24 protein-coding genes and 2 tRNA genes are annotated in these 23,686 nt (G+C 65.5%); 24 read left to right on the plus strand and 2 right to left on the minus strand.

Features of this window, described 5'->3' with window-relative positions:
* The 17 genes from VGN46_RS18465 to VGN46_RS18545 all read left to right on the plus strand — a co-directional run.
* A partial coding sequence (locus VGN46_RS18465) for an HlyD family secretion protein (protein WP_331645942.1) occupies nt 1-469 on the plus strand: 469 nt, incomplete at its 5' end.
* Entirely contained in the window at nt 466-2,037 is a 1,572-nt protein-coding gene (locus VGN46_RS18470) for a DHA2 family efflux MFS transporter permease subunit (RefSeq protein ID WP_331645944.1), read from the plus strand. The genes VGN46_RS18465 and VGN46_RS18470, both read left to right, overlap by 4 nt.
* Before the next feature lie 106 nt (nt 2,038-2,143).
* Nucleotides 2,144-2,644, plus strand: a complete 501-nt coding sequence (gene phaR, locus VGN46_RS18475; protein WP_331645946.1) for a polyhydroxyalkanoate synthesis repressor PhaR — start codon at nt 2,144-2,146, stop codon at nt 2,642-2,644.
* An 80-nt stretch (nt 2,645-2,724) separates the two neighbouring features.
* Nucleotides 2,725-4,086 (plus strand): NAD(P)/FAD-dependent oxidoreductase, encoded by a 1,362-nt coding sequence (locus VGN46_RS18480; RefSeq protein WP_331645948.1) that lies wholly within the window; start codon nt 2,725-2,727, stop codon nt 4,084-4,086.
* Between the two features lie 149 nt (nt 4,087-4,235).
* Entirely contained in the window at nt 4,236-4,862 is a 627-nt protein-coding gene (gene ccmA, locus VGN46_RS18485) for a heme ABC exporter ATP-binding protein CcmA (RefSeq protein WP_331645950.1), read from the plus strand.
* The gene (gene ccmB / locus VGN46_RS18490) at nt 4,859-5,545 is read left to right on the plus strand and encodes a heme exporter protein CcmB (protein ID WP_331645952.1); all 687 of its coding nucleotides are present in this window, start codon (nt 4,859-4,861) and stop codon (nt 5,543-5,545) included. The genes ccmA and ccmB overlap by 4 nt, the downstream gene beginning before the upstream one ends.
* Before the next feature lie 65 nt (nt 5,546-5,610).
* Nucleotides 5,611-6,384, plus strand: coding sequence for a heme ABC transporter permease (locus VGN46_RS18495; RefSeq protein WP_331645954.1), 774 nt, complete (start codon nt 5,611-5,613; stop codon nt 6,382-6,384).
* Nucleotides 6,381-6,581, plus strand: coding sequence for a heme exporter protein CcmD (gene ccmD / locus VGN46_RS18500; RefSeq protein WP_331645956.1), 201 nt, complete (start codon nt 6,381-6,383; stop codon nt 6,579-6,581). Before VGN46_RS18495 ends, ccmD begins: the two co-directional genes overlap by 4 nt.
* Nucleotides 6,565-7,032, plus strand: coding sequence for a cytochrome c maturation protein CcmE (ccmE, locus tag VGN46_RS18505; protein WP_331645958.1), 468 nt, complete (start codon nt 6,565-6,567; stop codon nt 7,030-7,032). Before ccmD ends, ccmE begins: the two co-directional genes overlap by 17 nt.
* Nucleotides 7,029-8,993 carry a heme lyase CcmF/NrfE family subunit gene (locus VGN46_RS18510; RefSeq protein WP_331645960.1) on the plus strand — a complete coding sequence of 655 codons (1,965 nt, stop codon included), beginning with the start codon at nt 7,029-7,031 and terminating at the stop codon, nt 8,991-8,993. Before ccmE ends, VGN46_RS18510 begins: the two co-directional genes overlap by 4 nt.
* Complete coding sequence (locus VGN46_RS18515) at nt 8,990-9,532, plus strand: DsbE family thiol:disulfide interchange protein (RefSeq protein ID WP_331645962.1); 543 nt, start codon at nt 8,990-8,992, stop codon at nt 9,530-9,532. Before VGN46_RS18510 ends, VGN46_RS18515 begins: the two co-directional genes overlap by 4 nt.
* Nucleotides 9,532-9,978, plus strand: coding sequence for a cytochrome c-type biogenesis protein (locus VGN46_RS18520; protein WP_331645964.1), 447 nt, complete (start codon nt 9,532-9,534; stop codon nt 9,976-9,978). Before VGN46_RS18515 ends, VGN46_RS18520 begins: the two co-directional genes overlap by 1 nt.
* Complete coding sequence (locus VGN46_RS18525; RefSeq protein WP_331645966.1) at nt 9,975-10,643, plus strand: tetratricopeptide repeat protein; 669 nt, start codon at nt 9,975-9,977, stop codon at nt 10,641-10,643. The genes VGN46_RS18520 and VGN46_RS18525 overlap by 4 nt, the downstream gene beginning before the upstream one ends.
* Before the next feature lie 57 nt (nt 10,644-10,700).
* A complete protein-coding gene (gene metX, locus VGN46_RS18530; RefSeq protein ID WP_331645968.1) occupies nt 10,701-11,807 on the plus strand; it encodes a homoserine O-acetyltransferase MetX in 1,107 nt (368 codons plus the stop codon).
* Nucleotides 11,808-11,951: 144 nt separating this feature from the next.
* Nucleotides 11,952-12,530, plus strand: a complete 579-nt coding sequence (locus tag VGN46_RS18535) for a cysteine dioxygenase family protein (RefSeq protein ID WP_331645970.1) — start codon at nt 11,952-11,954, stop codon at nt 12,528-12,530.
* 24 nt (nt 12,531-12,554) lie between these two features.
* Nucleotides 12,555-12,641: transfer RNA gene (locus tag VGN46_RS18540), tRNA-Leu, on the plus strand.
* A 294-nt stretch (nt 12,642-12,935) separates the two neighbouring features.
* Nucleotides 12,936-13,262 (plus strand): type II toxin-antitoxin system HicB family antitoxin, encoded by a 327-nt coding sequence (locus VGN46_RS18545; protein ID WP_331645972.1) that lies wholly within the window; start codon nt 12,936-12,938, stop codon nt 13,260-13,262.
* A gap of 4 nt (nt 13,263-13,266) precedes the next feature.
* Here VGN46_RS18545 and VGN46_RS18550 read toward each other — a convergent pair whose 3' ends face one another.
* The gene (locus VGN46_RS18550; RefSeq protein WP_331645974.1) at nt 13,267-13,608 is read right to left on the minus strand and encodes a hypothetical protein; all 342 of its coding nucleotides are present in this window, start codon (nt 13,606-13,608) and stop codon (nt 13,267-13,269) included.
* Between the two features lie 106 nt (nt 13,609-13,714).
* Entirely contained in the window at nt 13,715-15,670 is a 1,956-nt protein-coding gene (locus tag VGN46_RS18555; protein WP_331645976.1) for a formylglycine-generating enzyme family protein, read from the minus strand.
* A 106-nt stretch (nt 15,671-15,776) separates the two neighbouring features.
* Between VGN46_RS18555 and rnd the strand changes: the two genes are divergently transcribed.
* The 7 genes from rnd to pgaD all read left to right on the plus strand — a co-directional run bounded on the left by rnd (nt 15,777) and on the right by pgaD (nt 23,627).
* On the plus strand, nt 15,777-16,898 hold the full coding sequence (gene rnd, locus VGN46_RS18560) for a ribonuclease D (RefSeq protein ID WP_331645978.1): 1,122 nt from the start codon (nt 15,777-15,779) through the stop codon (nt 16,896-16,898).
* Between the two features lie 118 nt (nt 16,899-17,016).
* Nucleotides 17,017-17,092: transfer RNA gene (locus VGN46_RS18565), tRNA-Ala, on the plus strand.
* A 155-nt stretch (nt 17,093-17,247) separates the two neighbouring features.
* Nucleotides 17,248-17,886, plus strand: a complete 639-nt coding sequence (locus VGN46_RS18570; RefSeq protein WP_331645980.1) for a MarC family protein — start codon at nt 17,248-17,250, stop codon at nt 17,884-17,886.
* A gap of 164 nt (nt 17,887-18,050) precedes the next feature.
* A complete protein-coding gene (gene pgaA, locus VGN46_RS18575; RefSeq protein ID WP_331645982.1) occupies nt 18,051-20,048 on the plus strand; it encodes a poly-beta-1,6 N-acetyl-D-glucosamine export porin PgaA in 1,998 nt (665 codons plus the stop codon).
* A gap of 5 nt (nt 20,049-20,053) precedes the next feature.
* Nucleotides 20,054-21,940 (plus strand): poly-beta-1,6-N-acetyl-D-glucosamine N-deacetylase PgaB, encoded by a 1,887-nt coding sequence (pgaB, locus tag VGN46_RS18580; RefSeq protein WP_331645984.1) that lies wholly within the window; start codon nt 20,054-20,056, stop codon nt 21,938-21,940.
* A complete protein-coding gene (gene pgaC, locus VGN46_RS18585) occupies nt 21,937-23,187 on the plus strand; it encodes a poly-beta-1,6-N-acetyl-D-glucosamine synthase (protein ID WP_331645986.1) in 1,251 nt (416 codons plus the stop codon). The genes pgaB and pgaC overlap by 4 nt, the downstream gene beginning before the upstream one ends.
* Entirely contained in the window at nt 23,184-23,627 is a 444-nt protein-coding gene (gene pgaD / locus VGN46_RS18590) for a poly-beta-1,6-N-acetyl-D-glucosamine biosynthesis protein PgaD (RefSeq protein ID WP_331645989.1), read from the plus strand. Before pgaC ends, pgaD begins: the two co-directional genes overlap by 4 nt.
* Nucleotides 23,628-23,686: the final 59 nt, after the last annotated feature.

Below are 23,686 nucleotides of genomic sequence, written 5' to 3' on the forward strand. Positions count from 1 at the left end.
CGGCGCGCCTCTGCTCTCGGTCGTTGCGCTGAACGACGTCTGGGTCGATGCCAACTTCAAGGAAGGCCAGCTGCGCAATATCCGCATCGGGCAGCCGGTCGAGCTCGAGGCCGACGTTTACGGCAAGAAGGTCACGTACCACGGCACCGTCGACGGCCTCGGCGCGGGCACCGGCGCCGCGTTCGCGCTGCTGCCGGCACAGAACGCGACCGGCAACTGGATCAAGGTCGTGCAGCGCGTACCGGTTCGCGTCTCGATCGATGCGAAGGATCTGGATAAGAACCCGCTGCGCATCGGCCTATCGACCGCCGTCACAGTGAACATCACGGACGACAAGGGCGATGTGCTGGCGAAGGCGCCATCGACGGTGGCGGTCGCCCAGACCACGGTCTATGACGACGTCGCCGCGAAGGCTGATGCGGCCGCCGACACCATCGTGCAGCAGAACCTCGGAGCGCGCCTGCCTTGAGCGACGCCACCGCCACCCCGGATGCCGTGCCCGCCCCCGCGGGCCCGAAACCCCTGCATGGCCTGCCGCTGGTCCTGCTGACGATTGCCGTCGCGTTCTCCACCTTCATGGAGATCCTCGACCTGACGATCGTAAACGTGGCGGTGCCACATATCGCCGGCAGCCTCGGCGTCAGTTCCAACGAAGGGACCTGGGCGATCAGCTCGTACGCCCTCGCGAGTGCGATCATGCAGCCGCTGACCGGCTGGATCGCCAAACGCTTTGGTGAGGTCAAGACCTTCTGCTTCTCGGTCGCCCTGTTCGTTGCGTTCTCGATGCTCTGCGGCCTGGCGACGAGCATGCCGATGCTGGTCATGTTCCGCCTGCTGCAGGGTGCCGGCTCGGGCCCGATGGTGGCGCTCTCGCTGTCGCTGCTGCTTTCGAGCTACCCGAAGGAGAAGCAAGGCCTCGCCCTGGCGATGTGGGCTATGACCGTGGTCGTGGCGCCGATCTTCGGCCCGATTCTCGGCGGTTACCTCACCGATAACTTCTCGTGGCCGTGGATCTTCTACATCAACGTGCCGGTGGGCGCGTTGGCGGGCGTGATCACCTGGTCGATCCTGCGCACGCGCGAAACCAGGACGGTCAAGGCACCGATCGACTCGGTGGGCCTGTTCCTGCTGGTGGTCGGCGTCGGCTGCCTGCAGTTCATGTTGGACAACGGCAATGACCATGACTGGTTCGCCTCACCGCTGATCCTCGCCCTGGGCCTGATCGCGCTGGTCGCGCTCACCTTCCTGATCATCTGGGAGCTGACCGCGAAGTACCCCGTGGTCGATCTGTCGCTGTTCAAGCGGCGCAACTTCACCGTCGGTGTCACCGCGCTATCGCTGGGCATGCTCGGCTTCTTCGGCATCACCGTGGTGTTCCCGCTGTGGTTGCAGACGACGCTGGGTTACACGGCGACCTGGGCCGGGCTGGCTACCGCGCCGGTCGGCGTCCTGGCCTTCCTGATGTCGCCGATCATCGGCAAGAACATCCAGCGCCTCGAACTGCGCGCGGTGGTGACCTTCGCCTTCGTCGTGTTCGCGTTCACCGCGTTCTGGTTCTCCACCTTCAACAGCGGCGCCTCGTTCGCGACCCTGGTGCTGCCGCGTTTCGTCATGGGCATCGGCATCGCCTGCTTCTTCATCCCGCTCAACCAGATCTTCCTGTCGGGATTACGCCCCGACCAGATCGCCGGTGCTTCGGGCCTGGCGAACTTCTGCCGTACCCTCGCCTCGAGTATCTCGACCGCGATCACGGTGACCTTGTGGCAGCACCGTGGCGAGGCACACCACGCGTCGCTCACCGAGTACGTGAACCCTGCGTCGCCGGCCGCCACCGCGTACATGGACAAGCTGCAGGTGATGAACCTGCATGGCCAGGCGCAGCTGACGGTGCTCGATCAGGTGGTGAACCGGGAAGCCCTCACGCTGGCCGTCAACGACGTGTTCTGGATGTGCGGCATCCTGTTCCTGGCCCTGATTCCGATCCTCTGGCTGGCCAAGCCGCCGTTCGGGAATGCGAGCGGCGCAGTGGGTCATTAAATCCAAGTTACGTAAATCGATCCAAATTCACGCACTGTGACTGAAAACGTTTACACGCCGTGAAACTAACTGGTGCGGCGCAATACCTCGTGGTAGCGTTCGCCGCATGGCACAAACTCTTCGCATCATCAAAAAGTATCCGAACCGTCGTTTGTACGATACGGAAATTTCGAGCTACATCACGCTGGAGGAAGTCCGCCAGCTGGTTCTCGACGGGGAGCATTTCGAGGTTCGTGACGCCAAGTCGGGCGAAGACCTCACCCGCTCCGTGCTGCTGCAGATCATCGCGGAGCACGAAGAACACGGCCAGCCGATGCTGTCCTCGCAGCTCCTGTCGCACATCATCCGCTTTTACGGGGATTCGCTGCAGGGCTTTATGGGCCCGTATCTGGAGCGCAGCCTGCAGGTCTTCCTCGACCAGCAGCAGCAGTTCCGCAACCAGCTCAACACCATGATGGGGCAGACCCCGTGGTCGATGCTGAATGAGATGACCGAGCGCAACCTCGACGTCTGGAAGTCGATGCAGCGCGGCTTCCTCGACGCGGCGACCGCCAAGCCGGCAGCCCCCGCCCAGGCGCCTCCGCGCGGCGGCAAGAAAGCCAGCTGATACCTCGCGCCGCCGGGCTTGCCCTCGGCGGCGTTGCGGCGCACGATGCGCTGCCCCGCAATATCGACCAGGCAGGCTCCATGCCCCGTAACGACATCGCCGTTGTCGGCGCCGGCCTGGTCGGTGCCCTGGTTGCCACTCTGCTGACCCAGCGCGGGTTCCGCGTCACCGTTTACGAAAAGCGCCCCGATCCCCGCAAGGCGGGCTTCTCCGGGGGCCGCTCCATCAATCTCGCCCTGGCCGAGCGCGGCCTGCACGCGTTGCGCGCCACCGGCCTGGCCGACCAGGTACTGGCCCAGGCGGTGATGATGCGCGGTCGCATGGTCCATGACCCCGCCGGGCACAGTGGCCTGCAGCGGTACGGCATCGACGATTCCGAAGTGATCTGGTCAGTCTCGCGCGGCGGCCTCAATGGCCTGATGCTCGATGCGGCGGAAGCCGCGGGTGCCACCATCCATTTCGACCAGGGCCTGGCCGAGGCCGACCTGGAAAACGGCACGCTGACGCTGCGTGCGCCCGATGGCAGCGAACGTACGGTCGCCGCGCCCGTGGTCATCGGTGCGGATGGCGCCGGTTCCGCGCTGCGCGCCGCTATGCACCGGCATGCGCCGCTGGGCGAGCGCGTGGAAGAGCTCGGCCACGGTTACAAGGAACTCGAGATTCCGCCGGGCGTGGATCCGTCAACGCCGTTCGCGATCGAGCGCAATGCGCTGCACATCTGGCCGCGTGGTCACTACATGTGTATCGCCCTGCCCAACCGCGAAGGCAGCTTCACGGTCACGCTGTTCCTGCCGAACGATGGCGAGCATCCGAGCTTCCGCACGATCGCGGGCGCCGGTGCCGCCGAAGCGTTTTTTCGTACCGAGTTCCCCGACGCGCTCGACCTGATGCCGGACTTCGCGGCGGACTGGGCCGAGCACCCGGTGGGTTCGCTGGCGACGCTTTACCTCGACCGTTGGCATATCGGCGGGCGCGCGCTGCTGATTGGCGATGCCGCACATGCCATGGTGCCGTTCCATGGCCAGGGCATGAACTGCGGATTCGAAGATGCGGCGGAGCTCGCGCGCCTGTTCGAAGCGACGCCGGACGACCCGGCGGCGGTGTTTGCCGCGTTCGAAGCGAGCCGCAAGCCGAATGCGGATGCGATCGCGCGCATGGCGCTTGAGAACTACGTGGAGATGCGCGACAAGGTCGCCGACCCGCACTTCCTGCGCATGCGCGAACTCGGCGGCCTGCTCGCCCAGCGCTCGCCCACGCACTACCTGCCACGCTACCGCATGGTCACCTTCACCCACCTGCCTTATGCCTACGCGCTGGAACGCGGCCAGGCCCAGGACACCCTGGTGGAGCAACTGCTGCGCGGCCATGCCGATGTCGCCTCCGTCGACCTCGACGCCGCCGTACGCACCCTCGAAGCCACCCTGCCCCCACTCCCCCTGTAGGAGCGCGCTTGCGCGCGATCGGGCGTGCGGCGAGCACCCATCGCGCGCAAGCGCGCTCCTACAGGGACAATGGGTTTGCCGCGAGCGCTTATCGCGTGCAAGCACGCTCCTACATGGACAATGGGCGTTCCTGCCGCAACAATCGGTGGATGACCTTACCTGCCCCTCTGCTCGAAGCCCGTGCCCTGTGTTTTCTGCGCCAGGACGAGCCGGTGTTCGGGCCGGTGGATTTCGCCCTGCACGGGGGCGAGATCGCACTGGTAGAGGGTGACAACGGTAGTGGCAAGACCACGTTGATGCGCGTACTCACCGGCATGCTGCGCGCCGGCGAAGGTGAGGTACTGCTCGATGGCGCGCCGTTCGCGCTGGATACGATGGCCGGTGCGGTGGTGTTCCTTGGCCACCATCTCGGCCTGAAGTTCGACCTCTCCGCGCGTGAGAACCTGGCCGTCTCCGCAGGACTTTACGGCGTGCGCACGGGCACTACGATCGAGGCGACGCTTGCCGACGTCGGCCTGTCTGGCTTCGAAGACGAGCCGGTCCGTCGCCTTTCCGCGGGCCAGAAAAAGCGCGCCGCCCTCGCCCGCCTGCTCTTGTTGCCGGCCCGCGTGTGGCTGCTCGATGAGCCTTATGCCAACCTCGATCGTGAAGGCATCGCCCTGGTCAACCGCCTGCTCCACGAGCACGCCGCTCGTGGCGGCGCGGCACTGGTCACCAGCCATGGCGCGGTCACCTTCGCGGGTGATGAGCCCCGCCGCATCCGGTTGCACGCGTGACGCCCGGCAGCACGCCCGCCGCTTGCGCCGCCCTGTTGCGGCGTGACCTGACCCTGGCGTGGCGCCGGCGGGGCGACATCGCCTTGCCGGTGCTCTATGCCGTCATCGTAGTGACACTGTTTCCCTTCGCGCTCGGCCCTGAGCCCACCTTGCTCGCCCGCATCGCAGGCGGCGTGGTGTTCGTCACCGTGCTCCTGGCCATGCTGCTGACACTCGATGGCCTGTTCCGGCCGGACATCGAGGATGGTTCGATGGAGCAGCTGATGCTCGCCCCGCAGCCGCTGGCGTTGCTCGTCGCCATGAAGATCCTCGCGCACTGGATCACCGCCGCCTTGCCGCTCATCGTCATCGCACCCGTCCTCGCGGGCATGCTGCACCTGCCAACGCCAGCGATGGCCGTCCTGGTGCTCGCGCTCGCTATCGCGACGCCCCTGCTCAGCCTGCTCGGCGCGGTACTGGTGGCACTGACAGCCGGGGCAAAACGCTCTGGTATGCTTCTCGCGCTCATGTTGCTGCCGTTGTGCGTGCCCGTGGTGATCTTTGCCGCCGGGGCCGTGGCCGCCGCTCAGGATGGCCTGCCCTGGATCGCGCCTGTCGCGTGGCTGGGCGCCGGCCTGGCGCTCGCCATCGTGCTTGCGCCCCTGGCGTGCGCGGCCGCGCTGCGTATCGCGATGGAATCATGAGCCCATGCAACCACGGGGTGTCCATGGGGGACTCACCGCGATGCACCGACCGTTGACGAGGACGAATGGCTAACTGGGTTCCCCTCTGGCTGCACCGCCTGGGATCACCGCCGATCTTTTACCGCTTCGCGGGCGCCGTATACCCGTGGGCGCTCGGCCTGGCCATCCTCCTTGGCGGTATCGCGCTCTACGGTGGCCTGTTCGTCGCACCGGCGGATTACCAGCAAGGCGATGCGTACCGCATCATCTTCATCCACGTACCCAGTGCGTGGATGAGCCTGTTTATCTATGGCGTGATGACCCTGGCCGCCTTCATCGGCCTGGTCTGGCGGATCAAGCTGGCCGAAACGGTGGCGATGGAATCCGCGCCGATCGGCGCCGCCTTCACCGCGATCACGCTGGCGACCGGCTCGCTGTGGGGCAAGCCGATGTGGGGCACCTGGTGGACCTGGGATGCACGGCTCACCTCCGAACTGGTGTTGCTCTTCATCTACCTCGGCATCATCGGCCTGTATCACTCGTTTGAAGATCGCCGCCAGGGCGCGCGTGCCGCGGCCTTCCTCGTGCTCGTCGGCGCGGTGAACGTGCCGATCGTGCATTTCTCGGTGAACTGGTGGAACACCTTGCACCAGGGCGCCACGATTCGTTTACTTGGCCCCTCGCATATCGATGCCAGCATGCTGTGGCCGCTGCTGACCATGATGGGTGCCACCAAGCTCTACTACATCGCGAGCCTGTTCTCCCGCGTGCGCGCCGACCTGATCGCCTCCGAAGGCGGTAAGGCGTGGGTGCGCGAACTGGCACTCGGCGGCCCTGCACCGAAAGGCGGCAAGGCATGAGCGCCTTCTTCGCGATGGGTGGCTATGGCCCGTATATATGGACCGCGTTCGCGGTCTTCTTCATCGTCCTCTTGATCGACACGCTGGCACCGCTCGCCAGGCGCCGCCGCAACCTGCGCGATATCCGCGCACGCATCGCGCGCCAGGAGAACCGCCGCCGGCCGGGAACCCCAGCAAGTAATGAATCCAACGCGTAAACGTCGCCTCGCTATCGTCATCTCGGTCGTTGTCGCCGCTGCCATCGCGGTCGGCCTGACCGTGTTCGCCTTGCAGCGGAACATGAGCTACCTGTTCACCCCTAGCCAGGTGCAGGAAGGCCAGGCCACGCAATACCCGACGTTCCGCCTGGGCGGCATGGTCAAGGCCGGCTCGATCCAGCGAGCGAAAGACAGCCTGAAGGTCAGCTTCATCGTCGTCGACGATGCCGGCGCCATGCCGGTGGAATACACCGGCATCCTGCCCGACCTGTTCCGCGACAACCAGTCGGTGATCGCGACCGGGCGCATGGCCGATGGCCGCTTCATCGCCGGCGAAGTGCTGGCCAAGCATGATGAAAACTACATGCCGCAGGAACTGAAGGACGCCATGGCCAAGGCGCACAAGAATCGCAAGATCGACGACACCGCCATGAAGGACACGCCGAAGTGATCCCCGAGCTTGGCCAGTTCGCCCTCATCCTCGCGCTGCTGCTCGCACTGGCGCAGGGCGTGCTGCCGATCATCGGCGCCTGGCGCAACAACGGTGCGCTCATGGCCATCGCCCGGCCCGCCGCCGCTGGCCAGGCGGTATTTGTCTTCGCCGCCATGGGCATCCTGATCCACGCCTTCCTCGCCTACGACTTCTCGGTGGCCTACGTCGCCGACAACTCGAACCTCGCACTGCCCTGGTATTACCGGATCACCGCGGTGTGGGGCGCGCACGAAGGCTCGATGCTGCTATGGGTCTTTATCCTCAACGTCTGGACCGTGGCCCTGGCCGCCTTCAGCCGCCACCTGCCGCAGCCCTTCGTGGCCCGCGTGCTCGGCGTGATGGGCCTGATCGGCGTGGGCTTCCTCGCCTTCATCCTGTTCACCTCGAACCCGTTCCTGCGCGAACTGCCGATGCCGGCCGATGGCGGCGACCTGAACCCGGTGCTGCAGGATCCGGGCATGACCTTCCACCCGCCCGTGCTGTACATGGGCTATGTAGGCTTCTCCGTGGCGTTCGCGTTCTCGATCGCCGCGCTGCTCGGCGGCGAGCTCGAGCAGGCCTGGGTGCGCTGGGCGCGCCCGTGGACCAATGTCTCGTGGGCCTTCCTGACCATGGGCATCGTCGCCGGTAGCTGGTGGGCGTACGCCGAGCTGGGCTGGGGTGGCTGGTGGTTCTGGGATCCGGTGGAGAACGCGTCGTTTATGCCGTGGCTGGTGGGCGTTGCGCTGATCCACGCGCAAGCCGTCACCGAAAAGCGTGGCTCGCTGCCTGCATGGACCGTGCTGCTTTCGTTGTTCGCGTTCTCGCTCTCGTTGCTCGGCACGTTCCTTGTCCGTTCGGGCGTGCTGACGTCAGTGCACGCGTTTGCCTCCGACCCGCGCCGCGGACTCTACATCCTCGGCTTCCTCATCGTGGTGATCGGCGGTTCCTTGCTGCTGTATGCGATCCGCGCGCCCAAGGTGGCCACCGGCAAGGCGTTCAACGCGCTATCGCGCGAAACGGGCATCATGATCGCGAACCTGCTGTTCACCACGGCGGCCGCGATGGTGTTGCTCGGCACGCTGTTCCCGCTGATCGGCGATGCGCTGAACCTCGGCCGCGTCTCGGTCGGCCCGCCGTACTTCGGCTTCCTGTTCGTTCTGCTGATGGCGCCCGCCGTCTTGTTGTTGCCATTCGGCCCCTACCTGCGCTGGGGCCGCGCCGAAGGGCGCCAGCTAACCAGTATGGCGTTGCGTGCCGGTATGGCCGCGGTGATCTGCACGATCGCCGCCCTGTTCTTTGCCGCAGGCCACCTGCGCGCGATCGCGGGCGTTGCCGGTGCCGTGTGGGTCGCGGCGGGCACGCTGGCCTACGTCGTGAAGCGCTGGCGCGAGATGCCGTTCGGCCGGCGCTTCCCGGCCGAGATGGCCGGCATGCTGGTCGCCCATTTCGGCGTCGCCATCTTCATCATCGGCGTGATGCTTTCCGAGTCGCTCAGCACCGAGCGCGACGTGCGCATGGCCCCGGGCCAGGTTGAAACCGTGGGCGCCTTCCAGTTCCGCTTTGATGGGGTACGTGAGACGACGGGCCCGAACTGGCGCGCTGATGAAGGCGTGGTCACGATCCTCCGCGATGGCCAGCTGATGGCCACCATGCACCCGCAGAAGCGCACGTATTCGCGCGGCCAGGTGCAGACGGAATCGGCGATCGACCCGGGCCTGTTCCGCGACATCTACGTCGCCCTGGGCGAGCCGATGGATGGCGGCAACGTCGAAGGCGCCTGGGCGCTTCGCCTCTATCACAAGCCCTTCGTTCGCTGGATCTGGCTGGGTGGCCTGTTCATGATGGTCGGCGGATTCCTGGCCGCGGGTGAACGCCGCTTCCGCGCAAAGAAGGCGACGGCCATCGCGGCGTCGAATGCGACGGAGCAGCTCGCATGAGCCGCTTCCTGCCGCTGCTCGGCTTCGGCCTGCTCGTCGTGCTGTTCGGCTTTGGCATCTGGTGGAACACCCAGCATGACCAGCACGAGATCGCCTCGCCGCTGATCAACAAGCCGGCACCGGCGTTCGCGCTGCCGGTCCTCGGCGACGATACGCGCAAGGTCGACAAGCAGTCCTTGCTCGGCAAGCCGTATTTCCTGAACGTGTTCGGCAGCTGGTGCATCGAGTGCGTGCATGAGCACCCGGTGCTTTCCAGCGACGTCAAGCAGCTTGGGCTGCCGCTGGTTGGTTTCAACTACAAGGACGATCCGCAGGACGCCACGACGTGGCTGGCGGAACACGGCAACCCCTTCGACGTGGTGATCGTGGATCGCGACGGCCGTGCCGGTATTGATTTCGGCGTGTACGGCGCCCCGGAAACCTTCCTGATCGATGGCAAGGGCGTGATCCGTTACAAGCACGTCGGCCCGATCACGCCCGAGGTGGTGGTAAAGGAAATCCAGCCCGCGCTCGCCGCCCTGGCGAAGGAAGGCGGCTGATGCGCCGGCTTGGCTTGCTCGCCCTGCTCTGCCTGCTGCCGCTGCTGGCGATCGCCCAGGCGATCCAGCCGCTGCCGTTCCGCGACCGCGCGGAGGAAGTCCGTTTCCAGAAGCTCAGTACCGAACTGCGCTGCCCGATGTGCCAGAACGAAACGCTGGCCGATTCCAACGCACCGATCGCGCATGACCTGCGCCGGCAGGTGTTCGAAATGATGCAGGCGGGCAAGAGCGACGCGGAGATCAAGGCGTACCTGGTCGATCGGTATTCGGATTTCGTGCTGTACAAGCCCCCCGTGGAACCGAAGACCTGGCTGCTCTGGTTCGGGCCACTGCTGGTGCTGGTCGTTGGCGGCCTGGTGGTGTTCGTGCAGGTGCGCCGCCGCGCACGCACGGCACGCGCCGCACCCACTGCCGCGCCCGTTAACGATACCGAGGACGATTGGTGACCATCGCGTTTTACGTTATCGCCGTGGCCATGCTGGTCGCGGCCCTTGCCCTGCTGTTGGTTCCGCTGGTACGTCACGGGCGTCGCCAGGGCCGTTCGCGTGCGATGTTTGGCGTTGCCGTGGCGCTAGCGGTTGTCGTGCCATTGGCCAGCGTCGGCCTGTACCGGCTGGTCGGTACACCGGCCACACTCGGCGGCGTCGCGCCGCCAAAGGAAATGACCGTCGGCGAAGCCGTGGACGCGCTGAAGGCCCGCCTCAACGCCAATCCGGGTGACGTCGAAGGCTGGCTGCTGCTCGGCCAGACCTACGCGGTGGTGAAGCAACCCGCCGACGCGCGCGATGCTTACGATGGTGCGCTCAAGGCCGACCCGAAGAACGTGGCCGCGATGGTGGGTTGGGCTGAAGCGGATTCACTCGCGCGCGCGGACCACCGCATCGATGGACGCGGGCTCAGCCTGCTCGAGCAGGCCGTCGCCGCCCAGCCAGATAGCCAGAAAGCGCTGTGGCTGCTTGGCATCGCCCAGTTCCAGCAGGAGCGTTACACGGAAGCGGCCGCCACCTGGCGCCACCTGCAGCCGTTGCTGGACCCGGATTCGAATGTCGCGCACGCCGTGGCCGAGCAGATCACGCTCGCTGAGAAGCGCGCCGCGGGCGCGGCGCAATAAAAGACGAAACCCTATCGTCCGTGTCACCATTCGCTGCATTGATCCGAGGAGCAGCGCATGGGCGACGCCCGCCGATACCATGACCTGGCTTCGCCGTTCCGCATGAAGCGCGGCGGCGAGCTGCACGACGCCCGCGTGGCGTACGAAACCTGGGGCACGCTGGATGCCGCGCGCGCCAACGCGATCCTCATTCTCACCGGCCTCTCGCCCAGCGCACACGCCGCCGCTAACGCGGAAGATCCGACGCCCGGCTGGTGGGAGGACATGATCGGCCCCGGCCGCGCGTTCGATACCGATCGTTATTTCGTCATCTGCGTGAATTCGCTAGGCAGCGACAAGGGCTCCACCAGCCCGGCTTCCATCGACCCCGCGACGGGTGAGCCGTATCGCCTCACCTTCCCGGAACTCGCGCTTGAAGACGTCGCCAACGCTGCGTATGAAGCGGTGACGCATGCACTTGGCATCAAGCAGCTTGCCTGCCTGGTAGGTTGCTCCATGGGCGGCATGAGCGCGCTGGCGTACATGGTGTTGCACCCGGGCTGCGCTCGTACCCACATCAGCGTGGATACCGCACCACAGGCACAGCCGTTCGCGATCGCGATCCGATCCCTGCAGCGCGAGGCGATCCGTCTCGATCCGAACTGGCGCGAAGGCTATTACGGCGGCGATATCTGGCCTGACCACGGCATGAGCATCGCGCGCAAGCTCGGTGTCATCACCTATCGTTCGGCGATGGAATGGAATGGTCGTTTCGCCCGCATCCGGCTCGATGCCGATGAGCGCGAAGCCAATGAACCGTTCGGTTTCGAGTTCCAGGTGGAGTCGTACCTCGAAGCCCACGCCCGCCGCTTCAACCGCCAGTTCGATCCCAATGCGTACCTGTACCTCTCGCGCGCCAGTGACTGGTTCGATCTCTCTGAGTACGGCGAAGGTGACGTGATGCGGGCCCTGTCGCGCATCATGATCGAACGCGCCATGGTGATCGGCGTGAGCACCGACATCCTGTTCCCGCTGGAGCAGCAGGAGACGATCGCCAAAGGGCTGGAGAAAGCCGGTGCGAACGTCGAGTTCGTGGCGCTGGATTCGCCCCAGGGCCACGATGCGTTCCTGGTGGATATCGAGAACTACAGCCGCGCGATCGGCGGGTTCCTGCGCAGCCTCTGACGCCTATCGCGCGCAAGCGCGCTCCTACAGGGCTCCGGTGCTCTTGTAGGAGCGCGCTTGCGCGCGATGGCCGCGCCGCCCCGGCCGCTTTGCTATGATCAGGGCAGCGTTACGTCCCCAACGTCCCAGCAAGAGGTTCCACCCATGATCACGGTCGAATTCCCGGGCAGCCGTAAGCTCATCGAGGCGATCGACAACGCGGTCAGCCAGGCGAGCACGCCGGCGATCACGGATACCCTGCGCAAGTCGCTCTGCCAGCTGATCCGCTCCCAGGAAGTCGTCCTGCCGGCCAGCGTCAATGAGGCCTTCCGCGACCATTACGGCCGCCGTGAGCTCTACCGCAGCGAAGAGCACGGCTACAGCGTCGTCGCCATGACCTGGGGGCCCGGCCAGGGCACCAAGATCCACGACCATAGCGGCATGTGGTGCGTCGAAGGCGTCTGGAACGGTGCCCTGGAAATCGTCCAGTACGAGCTGATCGAGCACGACGCGGCCCGCTACCATTTCCGTCCCGTCGGCTCGATCGAGGCCGGCCCCGGTTCCGCCGGAAGCCTCATCCCGCCGCACGAGTACCACACCATCCGCAATCCCAGCGAAGATGCCGTGGCGGTCAGCCTGCACATCTATTCGGGGCGCATGACCCAGTGCGCCGTGTTCAATCCCGAAGGCGATGACTGGTATCTGCGCGACGAACGCCAGTTAGGTCTCGACCAGGTGCACTGATTCCCGCATAATCGCCAGCCCCATGCCGAAATGGCGGAACCGGTAGACGCGGCGGACTCAAAATCCGTTTGTAGTGATACAGTGAGGGTTCGAGTCCCTCTTTCGGCACCAAATCAGGGCGTTATACGTCGACCGGGCTTCCCGGCGACACACTTCAAGGCCGCGCAAGCGGCCTTGATGCTTTCTGAAAATCAGAACCCGGGCACGGCGCACCGACCGGAGCCCTCCAAGAGCGCGCTTGCGCCCGTTACCTCCCTTCTCAGTATTCCCCTACGGCCGCCAGCGGCCGCAGCCGATTCTCGCCCTCAGCCCGCGCTAGTAACTTGCCTAGGTATCACTTTCTGGTACCATTTCATGCGCGCACGCCACCGCCGGACGCTAGACCTCATCGCGATGAACAACATCATGGCCATCGACGGCTACCGCGCCGTCGTGCAGTACGACCCGGACATCGATATGTTTCGTGGTGAGTTTGTTGAGCTCAATGGCGGCGCGGATTTCTATGCGGCCGACGTGGAAGGGCTGCGCCGCGAAGGCACTATCTCGCTCGGTGTTTTCCTTCAGGCCTGTCGGGAAGCCGGCATCTCGCCCGTTCGCACCTTCTCCGGAAAATTTCAGGCGCGCGTATCCGCGGATTTGCACCTGCGCTCCACGGAAGCCGCTGCGGCCCGGGGCATCAGCCTCAACCAGTTCGTCCAGAGCGCCATGGAGCGCGAGCTCCAGGCGGTTTAGCGGCTTATCTGGCCGCCACCGCCGGGGAATCGGTGGTGGTCTCGAACTCCGCATAGGGCTGCGAGGCCTCCCGCAGCCTTCCCAGCGGCATGCGCTCGGCCACGCCCATCAGGCGGGCGCGCAGCGCCGCCACTTCGCGGATCTTCTCCGACGCCGCGAATGAGTACTCGTTCGTCATTTCGAAAGCGGCAACCACGTCGCCCTCTTCGCTGCGCATGATCCACGGCCGCCGTGCGGTGATCAGGCCGGCACGCTGCATGGCCTCGTAGATCTCCAGCAGGATGGAGATGACCAGGTCGGTGCGGCCGGGGAACGGACGGTAGCCCACGATGATCGATGTCGCCATGGTGGTTGGCCTCTTCCGCGTTTAAGAGAACGTAATAAGCATCCGCAGCACGACCTGCCCCCGTCAAGCGCCCCGGCCTGTCAATTCGGCAAGGCTTCGGCCAGGGCTAAAGCTCGCGCACCACACGGAAACCGACACGCGCGCTGCGCAGGTCCGCGGCGGCGCCCTGGCGATAGGCCGAGCGGACCATATCCGGCGCGCTACCCCACGAGCCGCCACGAATGACCCGACGGCTGCAGCCCGGATTCACCCAGGCCTCGCTCGTGCGTGGTGCGCGGATGTAATTATCGTGCCAGCAATCGGCGACCCACTCCGATACGTTGCCGCCCATGTCGTAAAGGCCAAACGGGTTGGGGGTGAAGCTCATGACCGGCGCCGGGCCCCAGTAGCCATCCTTATAGGCATTGAAGGCATTGCTCCAGCGGCGACCCGACCCGGAGCGATCGTTGGCTCCGGTAAGGTTTTCGACGTGCGACGCGGGCGCGCCATCGCCCCACCAGTAGCGCGAGGTGCTTCCGGCGCGGAGCGCGTATTCGAACTCCGCTTCGCTCGGTAGGCGATACTTCTTCCCGGTCCGCTGCGACAGCCAGTCGGCATAAGCCTTGGCATCGTTCCACGAGATATTGATGACCGGCAGACGATCCTGGCCGGGCTTGCCTGCATAGTCGTCCTGCCAGGTGGCGGAGGCATCATCGCGCAGGCCGCCGCTCTGTTCGTCGTAGACGCTACCGCCGCCGAGCGACTGTGACTGGGGCACGTAGCCACTGGCCCGCACGAAGTCACGGAACTGACCGATGGTCACGGCGCTACGTGCGACCGCCACGCCTTTGTCCACGTCGACCTCATGCGCCGGCGCTTCATTCGCATCGTGGCCGGTTTCGCCATCCGGCGAGCCCATCATGAACTTGCCGGTCGGCACGACCACCATGGCAGGTGCCTTGCCCGTGGAATCCACGAAGCGATCGGTGAAGACCTGGCCGGGCTTGTAGCTGGAGTACAGCTTCGCGTTGGTCACGCGTTCGTTGAAATCGTCGATGCCGGCAAGGTCGGGGCTGATCTGTTGTGCCTTCGCCGCGAGCTGCTGGGCGAGTTCGACGTTGCCGCCATCCAGCGCTGAACGGGCCTGCGCGAGTATCGCCGCGCCACTCTGGCGGCGCATGCCTTCAATGCGACCGCGGGTGTCCTGCAGGGCCTGCGAGCCTGGCTCGATCGACGCAGCCTCAGCCAGGGCGTTATCGGCCGCTGCAAAGTCGCTTTGCGCCACGGCGGCGAGCGCTTTATCGAGCACCACATGCTGCACCTGGCTGACGCCCTGGACCGCCACGGCGTTCTGCGGATCGAGCTGGAGCACCTGCCGGTAGGTATCCAACGCGCTGTCACCGTGCGGCTCGTTGGCCTTACCGGCCTGGAGCTGCGTGGCCGCCGTGGTCAGCAGCGGCCGCACCTTGTCCAGCACGGCCAGCTGCTGCTGGAGCGGCTGGGCATCCTTCGCGCTGCTCGGTAACGCCCGCAACGCGTTCAGTGTGTCGCGCGCGGCGTCCGCATCGCCCAGCGCGATGTCCTGCTCGGTCTCGGCAACCAGGCGCCCGCGGATTTCCTCCAAGCCCGATAAGGCGCGCTGGCTATCGGCCTTCGCCTTGAGCGCACTGAGATATAGAGCCGCGGCACTTTCCTTGCCACCGACGAGACGATCGGCGGCAAGCGACTTGTCGGCCCGATCCAGCAACGCCGTGAGTTCCGGCGTGTCCGGTGACGCCTGTGCCGGCAGTTGGACATCATTGCTCTTCTCGCGGCGGCGCGCGGCAATCACCGCGGCGGGAGCAAGCACCAGCGGCGGGCCGGCGTCCACTTCCGACGCCACGGCCTGCGGCGCCGCCTGCGGGCGCTGGTCAAAGCCCATGGTGCCGGGCTGGCTGCGCGTGGGCAGGCGTGCCGAAGGCTGACCCGGCTCAACGTGAAGAAGCTGCGGAAAGAAGTGGTAGAACAGCGCGAACCCGAGGACAGCCACACCCATCGCGCCAGCAATGGCGCGCTGTCGGCGGACAGTCTCGGTATTGGGCATGGTGGGCGGTTCCGCGTGGGCCTGCTATCGTGCGGTGCCACCTTAGGGAATCGTGCGCTGCAGGGCAACACGCGTGCACGATCCCGTTTATCTACAAGGATGCCCCATGTCTACGAGCGAACTCGCTCCCGCTGCCCCATGGATCGAACGCCGCGATGATCTGGCCGCCTGGCTGGCGCCGGTCGCGTCGGGTGACATCGTCGGACTCGATACCGAGTTCATGCGGCGGAACACGTTCTACCCACAGCTCGCACTGCTGCAGCTTGCCCACGAAGGCCGCTATGCACTGATCGATCCGCTGAGCTTCCCGCTCGGCGAGACGTTGCGCCCGATCTTTGCGGAGCAACCTGTCATTACGGTGATGCACAGCGCCGGTGAGGACCTGGAAGCCATGGCGCCGTTCCTGCCCGATGGCCCGCATACCTTGTTCGATACCCAGATTGCCGCGGCCTTCGTCGGCATGGGCCTGGGCATCAGCTACCGTGCGCTGGTCGCCGACCTGGTCGGCGCCGAGCTGGACAAAGGGGAGACGCGTAGCGACTGGCTGCAGCGCCCGCTTACGGAATCGCAGAAGCTGTACGCGACGCTCGATGTCGTGCACCTCCACCCGGTGCACGCGATCCTTACCGGTCGCCTCGAGGAACGGGGTCGCAGCGCGTGGCATGCCGAAGATTGCGCACGCATGAAGCGTCGCGCCAGCCAGCGCGAGGGTGACCCGCAGCCGCAGCGCGGCTTCAAGCCCGCGGCCGATTGGCCGCGCGAGCGCCAGGCCCTGCTCCGCCGCATCCTGCGCTGGCGCGAAACCACGGCGCGCGCGCTGGATAAGCCACGCTCATGGCTGCTCGAAGACGCCCATGCGCTGGACCTGGCAGGAAGCCTGCCCAGCGACATCGGCAAGCTCGAAGCACTCACGCGCGGCACCCGCGCCCTGCGCGGGCCGCAACGCGAGGAACTCTTCGCCCTGGTGAACCGCCCGGTCGAAGCCGAGGAAATCGAAGCCACGGCGGCGGTCGTCGGCCACCCTGCCGGCAAGGCCAAGAGCGCCATCAACGAGATGCGCAGCGCCGTCGACACCCTGGCCAGCCAGCTCGATCTCCCGCCCGGCCTGCTGTGCTCCCGTCGGACCATGGAGGAGTACGTGATGACCGGCGGCGAATGGCCCGAGGCGCTGGAAGGCTGGCGCAAGGAAATCCTCCACGACCGCCTCTCAGCCCTGCTACCCGTGTAGGAGCGCGCTTGCGCGGGATGGGTGCTTGCCTCACCCTGATCGCGCGCAAGCGCGCTCCTACACAGATCGAGGGGGCTTGGCGGTCGCGGGTTGCCCTGATAACATCGGTCGCTCATGTGGGGCCATAGCTCAGCTGGGAGAGCGCGTCGTTCGCAATGACGAGGTCGGGAGTTCGATCCTCCCTGGCTCCACCAAAATTTGATACGAGAAGCCCCGACCTGGTTCGGGGCTTTTTTGTTTCCACGAGTGGCTATCTGGCTGGCTTGCCGCCTGCCTGGACCGCCGGTAGTGTGCTTGCAGCGCGTTGGGTTACCACACGGGCCGGGCCGGCCCACTCGGGGAGCCAGTGATGTCCTGGGACATACCGTTCGCGATCAAGGTGTTCACCGCGATGTTCGCCATCATGAACCCCATCGCGAACGTTCCCATGTTCCTCTCGTTGACTGAGGGCGTCACCGCCCGTGATCGCTTGCGAGTCGCCTGGGCCGTGCTGATAGCGGTCACCATCGGTTGCATCGTGTCGGCGGCGGCGGGTGGTGCGATCCTCTCGGTTTTTGGCGTCAGCGTGAACGACTTCCGTATCGCCGGCGGCATCATGGTGTTGTTGATCGCCCTTTCCATGTTGCATGGCACGCCGAGTAGCCAGCACGCGCCAACCCTGTCTGAAGCGGAGGCGCTGGCGGCTGCCGAGGACGTCGCGATTTACCCCCTGGCGATTCCGCTGCTGCTGGGACCGGGCGCCATCGCCACGTTGATCGTGCTCGGCCAGACCGCGCGCAACTCCCACACAGAGATGTCGCTAGCCCTTGGCCTCGGCGGCTTCCTCGTCGTGCTGGCCATCTCCCTGCTGGGTGCGCCCTACATCGCCCGTTATCTCTCTGCGAAGGCCGTAGGCATCGCCAGGCGGCTGATGGGTATGATCCTGGCGGCGATCGCCGTGCAGATGATGGTTTCGGGGATTCGAAACGCCTTCCCCAACCTCGGCTGATCCCTATACATCGAGTGGACGCCGCGCTCACATAAAATGAAACGCTGCCGGAAATGGACATCACGGCGACGAAAATAAGGTCACAAGGCGGTATGCGAATCTCAAACACGACACCTCCGCGCAAAGCGCGTGTGCCACGGGGAAGGTTATGCCTGGCGCTGGCCATGGCACTGCAAGGCCATGCGGCACTGGCGGCTAGCCCGGCCGTCAGCCGTGACAGCCTGATGGCGCAGGTCCGCGACGAACGCGCGCAAGGGCACCGGGTCGACGCGCTCCGGCACATACAGGCCCTGCTCGATCAGTGGCCGGATGACCGCGAAGCGCGTGAAGTGAATGTCGCGTTGCTGAACGAGCTTGGTGCGACCTCCCGTGCGAAGGCGCTGGCCGCTGCGCTCCAGCCGGCCCCTGGCCCCGTCGAACAGGCGCGTCTCGATGCAGACCACACCGCCCACGAGATCCGCTGGGCCCAGGGGGAACCTGCCAACCCGAATATGCCCTACGCCGAGGCAGACAAAGCCGTGGAGGACGCCCGTCGCCTCGCCGACGATCCATCACTGCCGGCCGACCTGCGCCGCCGCGCCGCCTTCGACCTGATCGTAGCGTTGGACCAGGCGGGACGTCCCGACGAGGCGATCCAGCGTTACGACGTACTGAAGAAGGAAGGGGTCGACCTGCCGGCGTACGCGGAGCGCGCCGCCGCCGATGCGATGCTCGTGCGTCGTCATCCACTGGAAGCGGCCGCCCTGTTCGAAGACAGCATCCGCAAGGACCCCGGCCCCTATGCAAGAAGCGAAAGCGAACCACGCATCGGCCTGATGTACGCGTATGCCGAATCGAACCAGACCGACAAGGCGTTCGCGACGATCGACGAACTCGCCGCGAAGGAACAGCCATGGGTACGCATCCCCGGGATTCGCCTTCCGATCGAAAACCCGCGCAAGGTCGATGCCGATCTCAATGCCGCCGCGCTGCGTAGCTCCGTGGGCATGCCGCGCGCGGCGTACGACCAGCTACATGCGATGAGCCGCGAAGCGCCTGCTAATCCACAGATCCGTCGCGAACTGGGTAACGCCGAGCTCGCCCGCGGCTGGCCGCGGCGCGCGCTCGATGAGTTTCATATCGCCACCACGCTCGATCGGCGCGACGTAGGTGCCCTGGTCGGCGAGGCCGAGGCCTACCGCAGCCTCAATGATTACGAACAAGGCGATGACATCATGGCCGAGGCGCAGGCGCGGGCCGATCGTAACGGCCGTGTAGACCGTGCCGCGCGTGCCTGGGAACGGGAAAAGGGCTGGCAGTTCGATCTCAGCACCGAACAGGGCAAGGGCTCCAGCCCCGACTATGGCGACCGCGATAACACCACCCAGGCCAGCGTCGCCAGCCCGCTGATCGACGACCACTGGCGCGTGGTCGCCCTGGGCCGCTATTCCACGGCGGACCTGCCGGAGGGCGATGTTCGCCGCACGCGCTTCGGCGTCGGTATCCGTGGTTACGCGCAGGGCTTCATGGTCTATGTGCAGGCCCTGCCCGCCGCGGACCGTTATGTCGGCAAGACCGCGCTTGAAACCGGTTTCGACTGGTCGCTCACCGATCACTGGTCCATCGCCGCGGACTACAGCACCGCCGGTGAAGACACGCCTCTACGTGCGCAGTACTACGGCATCTCGGCAAAGACCCTGGATACCGCGGTCAGCTGGCGCGCCAGCGAACTCACCCAGGCCCGCCTCGGCGTGTCGCGCGACACGTTCAGCGATGGCAATACACGTACCGGCTGGCTCGGCTCCGTCATCCAGCGCCTGCACACCGCGCCCAACCTCACGATCGATGGTGGCGTTGAACTGGGCGGCTCCATGAACACCGATACCGACCGCCCCTATTTCAACCCGCGCCGCGACAACAGCTACGCGCTCACGGGTCGGCTGGAGAACCTGCTGGGCCAGTTCTACGAGCGCAGCATCACCCAGCGCATCGACGTGGCCGTGGGCCAGTACGCCGAGAAGGGTTACGCCACCGACTGGATGGCGACCGTGCGCTACGGCCAGACCCTGCAGGCCCGCGAAGGCATGCGCCTTGGCTGGGGCATCGGCTGGCACAACCAACCCTACGATGGCCGCCGCGAACACCGCGTCGTCCTCGACCTGACGCTGCATTGGGGAGAATGACGTCCATGCGTCCGCTGTTGTCCACCCTGGCCCTGCTTGGCCTGACCCTGCTGGCGCCCCTATCCGCCTGCGCGCAGGCGGTCACCCCGGTCCGGCCCAACCTGGTCGTGCTGGCGTACCACGATGTTCGCGACGATGTCGGGCTCGATGCCGATCGTGATCCGGATGCCACGAGCACCGATCACCTGGTTTCTCACTTCGAGTGGCTAAAGGAGAACGGTTACCACATCGTCAGCTTCGACCAGGTCAAGGATGCCGCCGAAGGCCGCGGCACACTGCCCCCGGATGCCGTGCTGCTCACCTTCGATGACAGCCTGGAAAGTTTCTACACCCGCGTGTATCCGCTGCTGAAGGCGTACCGCTACCCCGCATTGCAGGCGGTGGTGGGCTCGTGGATGGACCTGCCCGATGGCAAGCGCATGCCGTACAACGGCAGTGACTGCGACCGTTCATGCTTCCTGACCTGGGACCAGGTCAGCGAGATGCAGAAGTCGGGACTGGTCGAGATCGCCTCGCACTCGTATGCGTTGCATCAGGGCACCAACGGCAACCCGCAGGGCAACCAGATGCCAGCGGCGGCGTACCTGCAATACGACGCCAGCACGAACCGCTACGAAACCGAAGCCGAATACATCGCTCGCGTACGCGCCGACCTATCGAAGAGCGCGGATGAAATCGCTGCGCACACCGGCGTGCACCCGCGCGCCATTGCCTGGCCGTATGGTGCCTACAATCGCGTGGGCAAGAACATCGCGATCGGCCTGGGCATGGGCGTCACCTTCAGCCTGGGCGATGCCGTGCCCTCGCTGGGTACGGGCGGCACCATTCCGCGCCTGCTGGTCAGCGGCAATATCACTGCCAACCGCCTTGGATGGCTGATCCGGCACCAGACTCGCGTCGACCCCACCCGTGCCGTACAGGTGGATCTGGATTACGTGTACGACCCCGACCCGGCCCAGCAGGATCGCAACCTCTCGAAGCTGCTCGACCGGATCAAGCGCATGCACCCCAGCCAGGTCTGGCTGCAGGCGTATGCCGACCCCGACGGCGATGGCGTGGCCGACGCGGTGTACTTCGCCAACCGCCACCTGCCGGTGCGTTCCGACCTGTTCTCGCGTGTCTCGTGGCAGCTGCGCACCCGTGCGGGCGTGCGTGTGTACGCCTGGATGCCGGTACTGGCGTTCCGCTTCCCCGATGGCAAGGACCTGCCCTCGCTGGCGGGCGAGCCGAAGCCCGGCGGCGATCATTTTCGTCTGGCGCCGTACGACCCCAAGGTCCGCCAGATGATCGGTGATGTGTATGAAGACCTGGCCATGCACACCGATGAAGCGGGCGTGCTGTTCTCGGACGACGCCTACCTGCGCGATACCGACCAGCTTGGCCCGTGGGCGAAGAACTCGCCTGCGCAGAATACCCAGGCGTTGATCGACTTCACCCTGGAACTGACGACCCGCATGAAGAAGTGGCGCCCGCAGCTCCTTACGGCGCGCAACCTGTTCGCGCGCCCGGTGCTGCAGCCTCAAGCCGAAGCGTGGACAGCGCAGAGCCTGCCTGCCTTCATCAAGGCCTATGACATGACGGCGATCATGGCCATGCCGCAACTCGACCAACAGTCCGATCGCATCAAGTGGTACAAGAACCTCGTGGCGAAGGTGCTGGCTCAACCCGGTGCGGAGGATCGCACCCTGTTCGAGTTCGCCACCTTCAACTGGCGGACGAAGAAGCGCATTGAAGTCGGCGACATCAACGACCGCATCCGCGCCGTGCAAGCCATGGGCGCACGCCACATCGGCTACTACCCCGACGATTTCCTGCACAACCATCCGGACCTCGAGTCGATCCGTCCGTTTATCTCGGCATCTGATTACCCGTATCCGGAGCCCGCCCGATGAACCACGGGGTGCTGCACTTCCTGCTCGAGTTCGCCTTTTACTACCCGCTGGCGATGTCGCTGGTATGGATGAGCGGCGGCATCATCTATTACCTGCGCTGGGAGCGGAATGAACCGATCCGGGTAAAGCCGCCGGAGCTTGCCGACTACCCCATGGTGACGTTGATCGTGCCCTGCCATAACGAAGGTGAGCAGGTCCGCGAAACCATTGCGCACCTCGCCTCGCAGCAGTGGCCGAACTTCGAGATCATCGCGATCAACGATGGCTCGACCGACGACACCGGCGCCCAGCTCGACCAGTTGCTGGACCAATACCCGAAACTGCGCGTCATCCACATGGCGTCCAACCAGGGCAAGGCGATGGGCCTGCGGGCGGCGGCACTCGCCTCTAATGCCGATTTCCTGGTCTGCGTCGATGGCGATGCCCTGCTGGATGACTACGCCACGCACTGGATGGTCTCGCACATGCTGGATAGCCCGCGTGTCGCCGCGGTGACCGGCAACCCACGCATCCGCAACCGCTCCACGCTGCTCGGCAAGTTGCAGGTCGGCGAGTTCTCCTCGATCATCGGCCTGATCAAGCGCGCACAGCGCGTATACGGACGCATCTTCACCGTATCGGGCGTGATCGCCTGCTTCCGCAAGAGCGCGCTGCACGATGTCGGCTACTGGAGTACCGACATGGTTACGGAGGATATCGACGTGAGCTGGCGCCTGCAGATGCGCCATTGGGAAATCCGCTACGAACCGAATGCGCTGTGCTGGATCCTGATGCCGGAGACCCTCCGCGGCCTGTGGAAGCAACGCTTGCGCTGGGCCCAGGGCGGCTCCGAGGTGTTGCTGCGCTATACGAAGAAGCTGCTTAACTGGCGGCAGCGGCGCATGTGGCCGGTGGCCTTCGAATACTTCACCAGCCTGCTATGGTCGTACACGATGGGCACGATCATCGCGCTGTGGGTGCTGGGCCATGTCGTACCACTGCCACCCTCGCTGACCATCGATACCCTGCTCCCGCAATGGCACGGCGTGGTGCTCGGCATCATCTGCCTGCTGCAGTTCGGCATCAGCCTGCTGGTCGACCGGCGTTACGAGACGCGCATTGGGCGTAACTATTACTGGATGATCTGGTACCCGCTGGTGTACTGGGTCCTCAACACGGCGACCTCGATCGTGGCCTTGCCCAAGGCGATCATGAAGCGCAAGGGCACGCGCGCGGTGTGGGTCAGCCCGGACCGGGGGTTGCGATGAAAGCCGAAGCCATTATCATCCAGCGCCCGGAACGGCAAAGCGGCGCACAGAAGGCCATGTTTGGCCTGGTCACCGTCACCCTGTGGGTGGCGTGGGCTTGCTTGTGGCTGCCACTGGTCACGCTGGGTGCGTGGGCTTACGGCATCCGCGATGCCCTGACCCAACTGCACCTGCTCGATCCGATCACCGATGGCGGCGATATCTACGTCGTGCTCGGCGTGGCGGTGGTGACCGCCATCATCTTCACCGGGTGGTCGATGTACAACTACGCTCGCTTCGTCGGCAAGCAGAAGCGTCGCGGTAACTCCCCCGTAGGTATTGCCGAAACCGCGGCGAAGATCGGTGCGCATATAGATGAGGCCATCCGCCTGCAAAGCACCCGTCGCGCCGTGGTCAGCGTGGCCGACGATGGCTTCATGACGGTAAAAGAAGCGCGCTGAAACAAAGCTGTTGTAGGAGCGCGCTTGCGCGCGATGGGGCTTGCCGCGCGCACCCATCG

Origin of the sequence: Luteibacter sp. (assembly GCF_036500425.1) — a bacterium.
Taxonomy (GTDB): domain Bacteria; phylum Pseudomonadota; class Gammaproteobacteria; order Xanthomonadales; family Rhodanobacteraceae; genus Luteibacter.